This is a genomic window from Streptomyces sp. NPDC088147, assembly GCF_044741565.1.
GTDB lineage: Bacteria > Actinomycetota > Actinomycetes > Streptomycetales > Streptomycetaceae > Streptomyces.
Genome location: NZ_JBIUSY010000003.1, coordinates 398,448 through 411,330 on the forward strand (window position 1 = coordinate 398,448; position 12,883 = coordinate 411,330).

General features: G+C 69.8%; 13 protein-coding genes. 8 read left to right on the forward strand and 5 right to left on the reverse strand.

The window, feature by feature from the left end; translation table 11 throughout:
• Positions 1-53 precede the first annotated feature (53 nt).
• The gene (locus tag ACIOGX_RS12560) at positions 54-239 is read right to left on the reverse strand and encodes a hypothetical protein (protein ID WP_030350807.1); all 186 of its coding nucleotides are present in this window, start codon (positions 237-239) and stop codon (positions 54-56) included.
• Between the two features lie 82 nt (positions 240-321).
• Positions 322-525, reverse strand: a complete 204-nt coding sequence (locus ACIOGX_RS12565; RefSeq protein WP_129770332.1) for a hypothetical protein — start codon at positions 523-525, stop codon at positions 322-324.
• Positions 526-877: 352 nt separating this feature from the next.
• Here ACIOGX_RS12565 and ACIOGX_RS12570 point away from each other — a divergent pair, with 352 nt between their 5' ends.
• From ACIOGX_RS12570 to ACIOGX_RS12585, 4 genes are read left to right on the forward strand one after another with little or no spacing between them, the layout of a single operon-like run.
• Entirely contained in the window at positions 878-1,834 is a 957-nt protein-coding gene (locus ACIOGX_RS12570) for an ABC transporter ATP-binding protein (protein WP_356517749.1), read from the forward strand.
• Positions 1,831-2,598, forward strand: coding sequence for an ABC transporter permease (locus tag ACIOGX_RS12575; protein ID WP_129770334.1), 768 nt, complete (start codon positions 1,831-1,833; stop codon positions 2,596-2,598). The genes ACIOGX_RS12570 and ACIOGX_RS12575 overlap by 4 nt, the downstream gene beginning before the upstream one ends.
• Positions 2,599-2,628: 30 nt before the next feature.
• Positions 2,629-3,813, forward strand: a complete 1,185-nt coding sequence (locus ACIOGX_RS12580) for a histidine kinase (protein WP_356517751.1) — start codon at positions 2,629-2,631, stop codon at positions 3,811-3,813.
• Positions 3,813-4,418 (forward strand): response regulator transcription factor, encoded by a 606-nt coding sequence (locus tag ACIOGX_RS12585; protein ID WP_129770336.1) that lies wholly within the window; start codon positions 3,813-3,815, stop codon positions 4,416-4,418. Before ACIOGX_RS12580 ends, ACIOGX_RS12585 begins: the two co-directional genes overlap by 1 nt.
• 274 nt (positions 4,419-4,692) lie before the next feature.
• Here ACIOGX_RS12585 and ACIOGX_RS12590 read toward each other — a convergent pair whose 3' ends face one another.
• The 3 genes from ACIOGX_RS12590 to ACIOGX_RS12600 are packed head-to-tail and all read right to left on the reverse strand — an operon-like array spanning position 4,693 to position 9,035.
• The gene (locus ACIOGX_RS12590; RefSeq protein ID WP_356517754.1) at positions 4,693-5,355 is read right to left on the reverse strand and encodes a GPP34 family phosphoprotein; all 663 of its coding nucleotides are present in this window, start codon (positions 5,353-5,355) and stop codon (positions 4,693-4,695) included.
• 39 nt (positions 5,356-5,394) lie between these two features.
• Positions 5,395-6,420, reverse strand: coding sequence for a glycosyltransferase family 2 protein (locus ACIOGX_RS12595; RefSeq protein WP_401912585.1), 1,026 nt, complete (start codon positions 6,418-6,420; stop codon positions 5,395-5,397).
• Positions 6,414-9,035, reverse strand: coding sequence for a YfhO family protein (locus ACIOGX_RS12600; protein WP_401912588.1), 2,622 nt, complete (start codon positions 9,033-9,035; stop codon positions 6,414-6,416). Before ACIOGX_RS12600 ends, ACIOGX_RS12595 begins: the two co-directional genes overlap by 7 nt.
• A 514-nt stretch (positions 9,036-9,549) precedes the next feature.
• Between ACIOGX_RS12600 and ACIOGX_RS12605 the strand changes: the two genes are divergently transcribed.
• The 4 genes from ACIOGX_RS12605 to ACIOGX_RS12620 all read left to right on the forward strand — a co-directional run bounded on the left by ACIOGX_RS12605 (position 9,550) and on the right by ACIOGX_RS12620 (position 12,747).
• Positions 9,550-9,990: a hypothetical protein gene (locus ACIOGX_RS12605; RefSeq protein ID WP_401913383.1), complete on the forward strand. Its 441-nt coding sequence runs from the start codon at positions 9,550-9,552 to the stop codon at positions 9,988-9,990.
• 79 nt (positions 9,991-10,069) lie between these two features.
• Entirely contained in the window at positions 10,070-10,669 is a 600-nt protein-coding gene (locus tag ACIOGX_RS12610) for a toxin (protein WP_356517762.1), read from the forward strand.
• A gap of 93 nt (positions 10,670-10,762) precedes the next feature.
• Complete coding sequence (locus ACIOGX_RS12615; RefSeq protein ID WP_401912591.1) at positions 10,763-12,157, forward strand: MAB_1171c family putative transporter; 1,395 nt, start codon at positions 10,763-10,765, stop codon at positions 12,155-12,157.
• The gene (locus tag ACIOGX_RS12620; RefSeq protein WP_356517766.1) at positions 12,154-12,747 is read left to right on the forward strand and encodes a hypothetical protein; all 594 of its coding nucleotides are present in this window, start codon (positions 12,154-12,156) and stop codon (positions 12,745-12,747) included. The genes ACIOGX_RS12615 and ACIOGX_RS12620 overlap by 4 nt, the downstream gene beginning before the upstream one ends.
• Positions 12,748-12,883 lie beyond the last annotated feature (136 nt).

Below are 12,883 nucleotides of genomic sequence, written 5' to 3' on the forward strand. Positions count from 1 at the left end.
GGGCCAGAACGCATCTCTGGCCCGGCAGAATTGCATTCAGGTACTGCCTGTGACTAGAGCTGCGTGGCCGGGGCCGAGCCGCCGCCGCGACCGAGCTCGAAAGCGCCGATGACGGCGGAAGAGACCGCCACGCCGCCCAGGAACGCACCCGGGGTGGCCAGCACCGGGGTGGCGTCGGGGAATACCTTCCCCTCCGCCGGAATGTCCATCTCGTTCACTGCCTCGATGATGTTGTTCATGCTTTTCCTCCTAGCAACAGTTCGATTTGGTGAATGAATGTGCGTTCCGCGCAGGTGGTGTGAAAAACCACTGCGGGGAGTTTTAGCCGACAGCCTTGCCGAGGGCGTACGCGCCACCGACGAGGGTCGCGCCGCCGACGAACGCGCCGACGACCTTGGCGCCACCGATGGCGGCGAGGGCGGCGGCCGGGGTCGCCAGAACCGGGGCCTGCTCCGAGTTGGACTCGCCCTGGTCGATGGTGCCGAGGTCCAGCTTCTCGTTGAAGTACGAGACGATCTCCACCATGGGATGCTCCGCTTTCTGCTATGTGTTGGCTGCACGCATTCCACGTGCTGGATGCACGCGTCGGATGCACGCACTGAAATCCAGCCAGTAATCAGACCGATACCGGTCATATTGGTGACTCTCGGTGCGTTATACGCGGGTAAACCTCCGCGACTGTCGCAGCGATCCCCCCGGCGTGCGGTTGGATGAAAGCACCCGCGCCAACAAGGCCAGTATGACGTAGGTCACAGTGGCATTCGGAATGGGATCATCCGTCTCCTGACATGTGTCACAAGTCGATATGACGTCCGTCATCACAGGCCATGACAGTTCTCATCGGGGTGGGCGTCATTCATCGGGGACGATTTCGCCCATGGATGCCAATGGAGCAGAAAATGTGATCGAGGTCACAGACCTTTGGCGGCGATACGGGCCCGATGACAAGCGTGGCTTCGCCGCCGTTCGAGGCGTCAACTTTTCCGTCCCGAAGGGCGAAATATTCGCTCTGCTCGGGACAAATGGCGCAGGAAAGACCTCTACGGTCGAACTCCTCGAAGGTCTCGCCCGCCCCACCGGTGGCAGCATTCGCCTTTTCGGCGCGCACGACCCCTTTACCGACCGGAAGCACACCCGGCCGCGGACGGGCGTCATGCTCCAGCACGGCGGTTTCGCCACCGACCTCACGGTCGACGAGACGGTCCGTATGTGGGCGTCCGTGACCACCAACCCCCGCCCCGTCGCCGAGGCCACCGAGATGGTGGGGCTCGGACACCGAGGCGACGTCACCGTCAAAAGCCTCTCGGGCGGCGAGAAAAGACGACTCGACCTCGCCATGGCCACACTCGGCCGGCCCGATCTGCTCTTCCTGGACGAGCCGACGACCGGAATGGACCCCGAGGGCCGCCACGACACCTGGCGGATCATCGAGCGGCTCAACGACGACGGCGCCACCATCGTCCTGACCACGCACTACCTGGAAGAGGCCGAAGGACTCGCCGACCATCTGGCCATCATGCACCAGGGCGAGATCGCGGCATCCGGAACGGTGCACGAGATCGTCGCCGCCCACCCCTCGTCGCTCAGCTTCCGCCTCCCTCCGGGGCTCGGCACCGACGACCTCCCCTCGACGGACGACCTGCGGGCCACCGTCGGCGCCGGCAAGGACGGCCGGACGGAGCTGTCCACCGACGACCTCCAGCACACCACGACCGAAGTCCTGTTCTGGGCCCGTCATAAGGGCATCGACCTGAAGGAACTCGACGCCAGCTCCGCCTCCTTGGAGGAGGCGTTCCTGCGCGTCGCCCGGACCGCCGCGAGGGACACCGAATGAGTACTGCCGTCGCCCATCTCACCGCGCTCAGCAAGGTCGAGCTGAGCCTCTTCGCCCGGAGCAAGACCAACCTGTTCAACGTGCTGGTCATCCCCGTACTGATCACCATGGGCACGACCACGTTCATGGACCAGTACGACCTGGCGGGCGCGGGTCTCGCCATGGGGCAGGTGATGATCTCCACCTCCGCGGGCATCGTCCTGGTGATGGCCCTGTACGCGCCGCTCACCGGCGTCTACGTCCTGCGCCGCGAGGACCATCTCCTCAAGCGGCTGCGCACCGGCGAGGTCCACGACACCGTCATCCTGGCCAGTCCGGCCGTCCCCATGATCGTGGTGGCCGTCCTCCAGTTCGCCCTGATCGCCGGGGCCGTGACGGTCATCGCCGGTCTCGGCGCGCCGGCCGCCCCGCATCTGGCGCTCCTCGGCATCGTCTTCGGCGCCCTGCTGACCACCGCCGTGGCCGCGCTCACCACCGCCGTGGCGCGCACCGCGGAAAGCGCCCAGGGAGTCAGCACGATGGGCTTCCTCTTCCTGCTGCTGACCTCGGGAACCCTGATCCCCATGGGTGTTCTGCCGGACATCTTCGGAGACGTCCTCGGATACTTCCCGCTCACCCCGGCCATCAGCCTGGTCCAGTCCGGCTGGACCGGAGAGGATGCGGGCCTGGGTTCCACTCTCATCAGGGTCGCGACGATCGCCGCCTGGACCGCCCTGGCAGCCTGGGGCGTACGTCGCTGGTTCCGGTGGGAGCCCAGAGACTGACAGCATGACCAACGGGGAAGAGGAAGCGAAATGGGGACCTCGCTGCACCAGACCAACGTGCACAAGGCCACGGTCTACACACGGTGGATGCTCTGTTCCATGCCGTGGCTCCTGCTCGCTTCCCTCCTCTGGCCGTTACTGGCACAGCTACAGCGCGGCGGTGCGCCGACCTCGGCCGTGGGGCTGGCGGCCGCGCTCACGACCATCCAGGGAATCGGCGCGACCACGGCCGTGGCCTACGGCATCGGGCGGCACATCCTCCCGGTACCGCTGCTGCTCGGGATCGGGGCACTCACCGTCCTCCAACTCGCGCTGATGCCCTACCTGTACGACGCGGAATGGCTGACCGGTACGCAGTCGATCGCCACCTTGTCGGTCGTCCTGGCGCTGCCGCTCGCCTTCGCCCTGTCGCCCACGGCCGATCTGCGCCTGTACGCGGGCGCCGCGCTCGCCGAGACCGCCGTCGCCACGACCGTGAGCCTCGCTCTCGACCCGCGCATGCTGCTGCCCGTGCTGACCGGCACCGCGACGGGGTGGGCGGTCATCGGCCTTCTCATGCACTCCTCCGTCTGGTTCCTGGCCGTCATGTGGCAGCTGGACGCGGCCCGGGAATCACAGGCCCGGCTGGTCGTCGCGGAGGAGCGGCTCCGGTTCGCCCGCGATCTCCACGATGTGATCGGGCGGAACCTGTCCGTCATCGCGCTCAAGGGCGAACTGGCCGCCCGGCTCACCCAGCACCCCAAGGCGCAGGCGGAGATGGTCGAAGTGCAGCGCCTCGCGCGCGAACTGCACAAGGAGATCAGGGACGTCGTACGGAACTACCGCACCACCGACCTGGAAGCCGAACTCGACGGCGCCCGCGCGGTCCTGGAAGCGGCCGGCACGACCTGCGTCATCCATCACGCCCCGCCGACGGGCGGTTTCGGCGAAAAGACCCAGATCGCGCTGGGATGGGCCGTCCGGGAGGCCGTCACCAACGTACTGCGGCACTCCCACGCCACCCACTGCACCATCACCGTGGACCGCCGCGACGGCGAGGGAACGCAGCTCCAGATCACCAACGACGGTGCCACGCCCGTCGGCGATCCCGGCCAGGGGACCGGTCTGGACGGGCTGACACAGCGGCTCTCGCCCCTCGGCGGCGACCTCTGCCACGGCTACGGGCCGAAGAACACCTATCGCCTCACTGTGCGCATACCGAACGGGGAATCGTAATGATCCGGATCCTCCTCGCCGATGACGAACACCTCATCCGCGGCGCGCTGGCCGCACTGCTGACCTTCGAACGCGACCTCCAGGTCGTCGCCGAAGCCTCGACCGGCCCCGAGGCCGTGGCCATGGCCCGCCATCACAAACCCGATGTCGCCGTGCTCGACCTCCAGATGCCCGGCAAGGACGGCATCACCGTGGCGGAGGATCTCAGCCGCAGCCTGCCCGGCTGTCAGACGCTGATCGTCACCAGCCACGGCCTGCCCGGCCATCTCAAGCGCGCGCTGGCCTCCGGGGTCCAGGGCTTCGTCTCCAAGACCGTCTCCGCGCAGGAACTCGCCTCGATCATCCGCAGCGTCCACGGCGGCAGCCGCTACATCGACTCCACCCTGGCCGCCGACGCCATCAGCGCGGGTGACTCGCCGCTGACCTCGCGGGAGGCCGATCTGCTCACGCTGGCCGCGGACGGCGCGCCGATCGAGGACATAGCGGAACGGGCGGCGCTGGCGCAGGGCACCGTACGCAACTACCTGTCGGCGGTGACCACCAAGCTGGGGGTGGAGAACCGGCACGCGGCCGCGTATCTGGCGCAGCGGCGCGGCTGGATCTGAGCGAGCGGCACGGGCAGCCTCGCGGTACGGGCCGCCGCGCGGTACGGGCCGCGCCTCGCGGTACGGGCCGCGCCTCGCGGTACAGGCCGCGCCTCGCGGTACGAGTCGCCTTGCTGTACAGGTCCGCTGACGGACCGACCCCGCCTCCGTACGCCGGAGTATCCGATCCGATCGGATCCGTTCCGATCCGTTCCGTTCCGATTTCCGGCGTACGGAGGCGGTCGCGCGCCGCTCGGGCGCACGACCGCCGGGGAGTACCGGGCTGCGGGGCGCGTCAGTTGGCGCCCATCACCGCCCCGATCGCCGTCGAGGTGACGATCACCGTCAGCGCCGTCTCCGCCGCGTCGATGATGCCGCGCACGGCGGGCGACGCCCACTGGCCCTGGGCGATCTCCGCCATCCGCGGCTCGACCGCGCGCGCGTCGCCGTCCGGGAACGCCAGCTTGTGCAGCTTCGCGCCGTGCAGCAGGGCCACCAGCCCGGCCGTACGGTCGTCAGGGGTCCCGCCCTGGCGGACCACCTCGTCGAGCCGCTCCCGTACCGACGCCTCGGCCGAGCCGTCCGCCTCCGGATAGCGGCGCACGGGGAAGAGCCCCAGCACCTTCTTGGTCTCCTTGCGGACCAGGCCCTTCTCCACCAGACCGTCCGTCGCGCCGGCCACCGCGGGCTTCTTCAGGTGGTGCAGCCAGTCCTTGACCTTGCCCGGCTTCTCGTACCCGACGATGTCGGCGAGCGCGGCGTCGAGGCTGGGCACACCGAGCGGCGCGGGATCGCGGACGGCGACCACCTCGTCGGTCACCTCGATCCGCCCGGCCAGCGCGAGATCCACGAGGGACGCCGCCGCGATCGCCCAGGCGACCTTCTCCGGCTCCTTCTCGTAGCCCCACTTGTCGTCCAACGAAAGCAGTAACAGCTCTTCGCCCAGCGTGGTTTCCATATCTGTTGCCTCTCCGGGTGCCGCGGGGGGTAAACGCGTTCAGCGTACGGGCCGCCCCACCCGCCGGTCCGGCCCGGCGGGCGCCGCCGACGGGACGTCTGCCGTCGGGGTGTTGGTCGCCTTCACGAGATAGTGCGGGCGCCGCTTCACCTCGTAATAGATGCGCCCGATGTATTCGCCGACGATCCCCATCATCGATATCTGCGCCCCGGCCAGTGCGGTGATGACCACCAGGAGCGTCGCGTATCCGGGAGTGTCCACGCCGCTCGTCAGTACTCCCCCCACGATCCACACGGCGTACACGGCGGCGACCGCCATCAGGGTGACGCCGAAGTGGAACGCGGCGCGCAGGGGTTTGTTGTTGAAGGAGAGCAGGCCGTCCAGACCGTAGTTGAGGAGTTTCCCGAAGCTCCATTTGCTCTGGCCGTCCTCGCGTGCGGCGTTCTCGTAGGAGAACGTCGTGCTGGGATAGCCCACCCACGCGAAGAGGCCCTTGGAGAAACGGTTGTACTCGGTGAGGGCCGTGACGGAGTCCGCCGCCCGGCGCGAGAGCAGCCGGAAATCCCCCGCTCCGTCCACGATCTCCACATCCATGAAGCGGTTGATGAGCCAGTAGTAGGCCCGCGCGGTGAGGGTGCGGGTGACGCGGTCCCCTTTCCGGGTGCGCCGGGCGATGACCTGGTCGAACCCCTCCCGGTGCAGTTCCACCATGCGTGGAATGAGTTCCGGGGGATGCTGGAGGTCCGCGTCCATGATGACGAGCGCGTCACCGGCCGCGTGTTCCAGACCGGCGAGCATCGCGGCTTCCTTGCCGAAGTTACGGCTGAAGGAGATATAGCGGATACGGGGGTCCTCGGCGGCGAGTGCGCTGAGACGGAGGAGGGTTCCGTCGTCGCTGCCGTCGTCCACGTAGACGAATTCGAGTGAGGAGCCAAGGTCCGAGCCAAGCTCGGAGCCGAGGCCGGAGCCAAGGTCGAGCGCGGCGGTCTCCTGGGTGAGGCGCTCGTGGAAGCGCTCAATGACCGCTTCCTCGTTGAAGCACGGAACGACGACGGAGATCAGCATGGTGCTCCCTGACGGGTCTTTCGCCGCGACGAGCGTGCGCGCGGGCCGCTGCGGGCGAGGAGGACGAGAAGGATGAGGAGGGAGGCTCCTCCCACCAGCGCGCCGACGCGCAGGCCCGGGGGCCTGAAGTCGCAGCGGACGGTGGTCGGGGCCGGGGATTCGGCGAGCGGTACGGCGACGAGGCCGAGGTACGTGCCGGCGGGCCGGGGTGCCGAGGCGCCCGTGGCACACCGCCAGCCGGCGATACGCGGAACGGCGAGCACCGCGGTCCGCCGGGCGCCCGGCGGGAGTTCGGCGGTCACGGTGTGGCCGGAGACGCGGACCTCGGTGGCTCCGGTGGCCTTGAGCCGGTGCACGGACTCGCTCAGTCGGCCGGTGTCCAGGCAGCCCAGAGCACCGTCCGGGATGGTGCCGCCGTCTTCGGGGGTGAGTTCGACCGTGACGCGCCCGGAGGGCGGGACGGTGCCGAGCGGCTGCATCGAGGCGATCTTGGTGACGGGGTAGTCGGCCCGGAACCGGCCCACCGGGGTACGGGACTCGGCGCCGGAGACCGTCGCGGGGTCGGTGGCGGAGGCAGTCTCGGAGACTGTCGCGGGGTCGGTGGCTGAGGCAGTCGCAGAGGCCGTCGCGGGGTCGGTCGCGGAGCCCGCGTCCGTCAGGCGCGCCGTGCCCGAATAGTGCGGTGCCCACAGCTGCGCCTCGCTGCCCGCCGGACAGGACGCGGTGATCCGGGCGGTGACACCGGGGTTCGTCTCGGCGGGCCGGACCTTGACGGGCCGGATCCGGGGCACCGTATAGACCCGGGCGCCCAGCAGCTTCTCCTGGTTGCGGAAGGGCGAGGCCCCGAACTCCGGTACGGGACCGGCGGGCCGGACGGTGACCAGCGGCGGCACCTCCCGCCGCGTGACCACCGGAGTGCCGCCCTCCGGGGGATTCCACCTCTGGTATGGATCGGGAGGCGACCGCACCCGCGCGCCCACGGAGAACAGGACGTCCGTGACCTGGTTGTCCAGGCTCTGCACCGACCGCCCCCGTGAGGTCCAGCCGCCGCCGAGCGCCGTGAGCGTACGGCTGAGCACATCGGAGGTCAGGCTGCTGTAGTACTGGGCGCCCTGGCCGCCGACGAGCAACGGGTCGTTCCCGACGGTCTGTTCACGGCCCGGTTCGGTGCGGTAACGCGGCCAGACGTCCGCCCGCGCGACGGCGTCGCGCTGCTCGCTCTGGCGCGCGCCCCACGGCGCGTAGTCGTCCGCGTGCGCCAGCCTCAGCCGGCCGGAGAGGGCGGCGGTTCCCGCGGACTGGCCCACTTGGACGCTGATCAGCAGGGCCGCGCAGCAGGCGACAACCCGCCGACGGGGCCGGCCGGCCGCCATGACGGTCAGCACGACGACCCCCGAGACGGCGCCCACCAGCGCGATCGGGACCGACCACGCGTACACCAGCGTGCTGAAGCTCGCACCGGCGGCGACGAGCGCGAGCAGTCCGCTCGCGGCCAGCACCGGGCGCAGGCCGGGAACCCCGTGGGCGAACGACCACCACGCGGCGATCACCAGCAGCCCGCACAGGACGAACGCCTGCCGGTAGGCGCTCCCGTTGGGGGTGCTGAACGCGTTCCAGACCAGATGCGTGGGCCCCCACTGGAACGACAGCACCACCCCCGCCACGAGCACCGTCAGCACCAGGCGCGCCCGGCGGGGCACCGCCGGGTTGAACGGCAGGGTGAGCGCGAGCAGCAGCGCCGCGGTGTTCACGTAGATGCCCGGGGTCCCGAAGCTGTACGTGGTGGGCAGCAGCCGGGCGAGCACATCGGTCCACGGGACCGCGGAGAACACCGTGTTCCGGCCCGGGTACGCGTGCCGCGTCCCGAAGTAGACGACCACCACCACGGGCGCGGCGAGGCCCATACCCAGCACGGTGGTCAGGGCGGCCCGCCGCAGCGCGACCAGACGCTCCCGGACGGTGTGCGAGTCGGCCAACAGCCGGGCGAGGAGCAGCAGTCCGGCTCCGAGTGTGGCCATGTACGCGGTGTAGAAATTGGCGGTCCAGACGACCGCGACCACCAGCGCGCCGAGCACCGGGCGACGGCCGGCCGTCGCCCACTCACCCACCAGGCAGAGCAGCGGGAATGCGATCAGGCCGTCCAGCCACATCGGGTTGTGCGCGCCGTCCGCCACGGCCCACCCGCACAGGGCGTACGAGCCGCCCAGCGCCCCCGCGACCCACCAGCGCCCGGGGCGCAGCCGGAGCAGCAGCCAGGCCATCGCGGCACCGGCCGCGGCCACTTTCAGGACGGTGATCACATAGACCGCGAGATCGATCTCGTCCCGTGGGAAGAGCGCGACCAGCGGGGCGAAGGGGCTGGTGAGGTACGTACCGAGATCGGGCAGCAGGCTGGAGCCGAAGCCGGACCGCCAGTTGACGAACAGATCGCCGTCGGCTCTGCCGTGCAGCAGATCCCACAGATAGGCGTGGTACGGGACGTACTGGTTACCCAGATCGTTCACGCTGCGCGTCCGCGGGCCGAACGGAAAGACACGCGCGATCGCGTCACCGGCGCACAGCGCGGAAGCGGCGATCAGGGCGGCCAGACACGCGGCGCGGCTGATTGGTTTCACACTGAGAGCTGTCCTCGGAGCCCGCCGCGTTGCGGTGATGTAGAGCACATCCGGCGTCAACACCGCGCCCGCGCCGCCACGCGTCCGGGAGCTCCGAGGCCGATCCGCTGTCGGAATTCCCTGACGAGGGGTCATAATGGGACGCGTAGCCCTTCGCGCATCCCCCGTCGCGAAGGGCTACGCCTCTTGGCCGCAGCCGGATTCGCCGCACGTGAGCGCACGGGCGGGGGACTCCCCTCGTGGCCCCCCGCCCGTGTTTTTTCGAGTTAACAGTGACGTAGAGTATTTGCGCAAGCCAGTTCCGGCGCTCGGACGTCCTGATCGGGGGCCAGTTACCGTACGAGCCCGTTGACCGAAATGGGGGGCCAGCATGGACAACGGTGTCAACCCCGCCGCGATCGGCGATGAAAACGGCGACGGCCACGGCAACGGCGGCGACCAGGACCACGACCAGGACCGCGCCCCCGAAGGGCGTGTGCCCGAGCTGCGGACGCTGCGGCAGAAGGTCGAGTACATGGTGGAGAAGACCTTCCCGGGCCGGAAGATCTCGGGACGGGTCTTCGCGGACCTCGTCAAGGAGCGCGGCGGCTCCCTCTCCCACAGCTACTTCTCCAACATCCTCGCCGGGAAGGTCACGCATCCGTCGGAGGAGATCCTCCGGGCCCTCGGGCTGGGTTTCGGTGTGGACTGGCGCTTCTTCAAGGAGGAGTCCGAGGTCGTCGACGATGTCGTGGCCGGACTCCAGTTCCTCGCGAAGCGCCGCACGGGAGAGATCAGCGGAATCGCGGCGCGCGGTCTGGACGACGACGGTCTGCCGCCGGAGCTGCTGCAATTCGCGCTTTCCCTGCTGGAGGACACCAAGGCGAGGCGGAGCGGCGGCCCCGGCGGTGGGAGCGGGGAGACAAAGCCGGACGCGGAACCGAAACCGGGCCCGGAGCCGGATCCGGAGCCGTAGTAGCGGCGCTCGCATGGCTGTTGGCTAGAATCGCCGCCCGCACGTCACACACATGTGCGATAACGATCACGAGGCCCTCATGTCCATGCGCGCGTTGCGGAGAGAGTGCGAAGCCGGACTGGCCGATCTCCCCATTCCCACGCCCTTCGGCGTCGCGGCGCTGGTGGCGAACATGGAAGCGGCCCGGGGCCGGACGATCGTTCTCCACGAACTGCCCGACCGGCTGGCCCGTCTCAACGCCGCCTGCGGACTGCGCCTCAAGTCCGGCGACACCAGTTTCGTCCTCTACCGCCGGCGCCCGACCGCGTACCAGACCCAGCACGTGATCCTGCACGAGCTGTGCCACGAGTGGTTCGACCACGGCACCACGCTCGACGAGGCCCAGCTGCGGCAGTTGCTGCCCGTCTTCGACACCTCGCTGATCAGGAGGGTCCTCGCCACGGACGATCAGCCGGAGTTCCCTCCCGCGATCACCGACGCCCTGGAGTCCGGCGGCCCGGTCCAGGCCCGCGCGCAGTACGACACCCATGACGAGCGGGTGGCCGAGTTCGGCGCCTCGCTCATCCCCCGCATGGCCAGGGACGTGACGAGCGACGACATGGTGGGCCGGCTGGCCAACTCGCTCTCGCGCCCGGTCGCCCACCGCCGCCGCGGCGGCGGCTTCTTCCGCCGTACGTGACCGGGCACCCCCGCTCCCACCCGCACCCCCACCCGCACCCGCACCCGCACCCGCACCCGCACCCGCAAGGACTCACCCCATGAGAATCGCCCCGTGACCCCGCTCGACCTCGCCGGATACCTCATAGCCGGCCTGATGACCGCCGTCGCGCTGTGGCGTATGCCGGCCGCGCTGTGGGGAGATGAGGAGGACAAACGCCGACGGGCCCTGTGGGGGTGCTACGCCGGATTCGCCATCGCCCTGTGGACCAAGACCGAGATCGTACGCATCGGGCTCAACAACAGCCCCGTCACCGATCTCTCCGTACTGATCAAGCACTACACGGCGACCATCGCGATCCTGGCGATTCTCAGCTACATCGTCGCGATCTACGGGCGGTACCCCGACGACGGGGAGATCCCCCGGCACGTACGGTTCGCCCGGCTGATCCAGCATGTGGCGGCCAAGGCCTCCGTCGCCACGCTGATCCTGCTGACCGTGCTCTTCTTCACCGTGGTCGACCGCTCCGTACCCTCGGACCGCTTCGTCTCCGACCACGCCGGCCAGTGGGGCGCGACGCTCTATATGAGCGTGTTCTACCTCTACTTGGGCACGGCATCCGCCGTCTGCGCCTACCAGTGGGCGCTGGCGACCCTCGACACGCGGCTCCGTCATCTGCGCGTGGGGCTGGGCATGATGACGTTCGCCATGTTCATCGGCGTCGGATACACCGTCAGCCGGACGCTGTTCATGTGGGTCAGCGTCGTCGACCAGCCCAGCGAGACGTTCGCGCGGACCTTCGACGAGGTCACCGAGGTCGCGCAACTCGTCCTGTTCGCCTTCTTCGCGCTGGGCGCGTCCCTGCCCGCGTTCAGCAAGGGCTGGCGCCGCGCGAAGCTGTGGCGGGCGCAGATGCGGCTGCACCCGCTGTGGCGCGAACTGATGACGGCCTTCCCCGACCAGCCCTTCGCCCCGCCTGCCTCGCTGCCGCGCGAACTGACGCGGTTCGACACCCCCGCGGATCTCCGGATCGACCGCTGGGCCGCCGATATCGCGGACGCGGTCGAGAAGCTGCGGCATTACGTACCCGACAGCCTGCACCGGGCCGCGAGGCGGGCGGCGGCGGACGACTTCGCCGTTCGTTCCGGCGGGCGTTCCGGCGGGCGTCCCGGCGGGCGTCCCGGCGGGGACTCCGGCAGCGGCTCCGGCAGCGGCTCCGTCGAGGAGGGGCGCACAGGGGCGCTCGCCGACGCCCTCTGGATCAAGGTGGCCCTCACCGCGAAGGCCGACGGCGCGCCCGCCGGCCGGGCCGCGGCCATCGAGCCGAACCACGCCGTCGACCAGGACGGCGAGGTGGCCCGACTGGTGCGCGTGGCCGCCGCGTTCAAGACGATCACCCCCGAACGGACCCGGCACGTCCTGGACATCATGGACGGCGCGGACGACACGGACGGCACGGAGCCCCCACGGTCCCAGCGGACCAGCACGTCGACGGAGAGAACCGCATGACCACCACCGCCCCGGCGGACCGCGCCGTCACCACGGCCCGCACCGTCACCGACATCCTCCAGCCCCGCAACGTCCTGCTGGTGGGCATGCTCGCCATCGGACTCGCCGCCGCGCGTGACTGGACCGGCCTGCCCTGGGGCCTGCTCGCCGCCCTGTGCGCCGGGCTGATACCCGCCGGCTACATCGAATGGGAACGCAAGCGGGGCACCTGGGGCGACCGCCATGTCGTCGACCGTACGAAACGCGCGCCGATCTTCTTCGTCATCCTCGGCTCCATCGGCACCGGCTCCGTCATCATGCTGCTCGGCAACGCCCCGACGGGCATCCTCGTCTCGATGCTCGCCCTCTGGGTGATGACGGTCCTGATCCTGGCGGTCAACACCGTATGGAAGATCTCGGTGGACTCGGCGGTCGCGTCGGCGGTCGTGGCCCTGCTCGCCGCGGTCCACTCCCCCTGGTGGCTGCTCGGGTACGCCATGACCATCGCGGTGTGCTGGTCCCGCGTAGCCCTGACGTACCACACCCGCGCCCAGACGATCGCCGGAGCGGCCCTGGGCGCGGCGACGGCGGCGGCGTTCCTGTTCGGGTGAGCGGGACGCCTGCGAGCGGGCGGGGTGGGCGGGCGGGGTGGGCGACGAACTCCCCGGCCCGCCATGGACTACCGCGTCCCCGAGCGAACCGGGGAGCCTCCCCCGTTTACCCGTTCCACGGTAGCATCTGAATCGG

What these genes read in the sequence shown, in the direction of transcription:
- ACIOGX_RS12560 (WP_030350807.1), bottom strand. Translation starts at nt 239, where the DNA reads ATGAACAACATCATCGAGGCAGTGAACGAGATGGACATTCCGGCGGAG.
- ACIOGX_RS12565 (WP_129770332.1), bottom strand. Translation starts at nt 525, where the DNA reads ATGGTGGAGATCGTCTCGTACTTCAACGAGAAGCTGGACCTCGGCACC.
- ACIOGX_RS12570 (WP_356517749.1), top strand. Translation starts at nt 878, where the DNA reads ATGGATGCCAATGGAGCAGAAAATGTGATCGAGGTCACAGACCTTTGG.
- ACIOGX_RS12575 (WP_129770334.1), top strand. Translation starts at nt 1,831, where the DNA reads ATGAGTACTGCCGTCGCCCATCTCACCGCGCTCAGCAAGGTCGAGCTG.
- ACIOGX_RS12580 (WP_356517751.1), top strand. Translation starts at nt 2,629, where the DNA reads ATGGGGACCTCGCTGCACCAGACCAACGTGCACAAGGCCACGGTCTAC.
- ACIOGX_RS12585 (WP_129770336.1), top strand. Translation starts at nt 3,813, where the DNA reads ATGATCCGGATCCTCCTCGCCGATGACGAACACCTCATCCGCGGCGCG.
- ACIOGX_RS12590 (WP_356517754.1), bottom strand. Translation starts at nt 5,355, where the DNA reads ATGGAAACCACGCTGGGCGAAGAGCTGTTACTGCTTTCGTTGGACGAC.
- ACIOGX_RS12595 (WP_401912585.1), bottom strand. Translation starts at nt 6,420, where the DNA reads ATGCTGATCTCCGTCGTCGTTCCGTGCTTCAACGAGGAAGCGGTCATT.
- ACIOGX_RS12605 (WP_401913383.1), top strand. Translation starts at nt 9,550, where the DNA reads ATGGTGGAGAAGACCTTCCCGGGCCGGAAGATCTCGGGACGGGTCTTC.
- ACIOGX_RS12610 (WP_356517762.1), top strand. Translation starts at nt 10,070, where the DNA reads ATGTCCATGCGCGCGTTGCGGAGAGAGTGCGAAGCCGGACTGGCCGAT.
- ACIOGX_RS12620 (WP_356517766.1), top strand. Translation starts at nt 12,154, where the DNA reads ATGACCACCACCGCCCCGGCGGACCGCGCCGTCACCACGGCCCGCACC.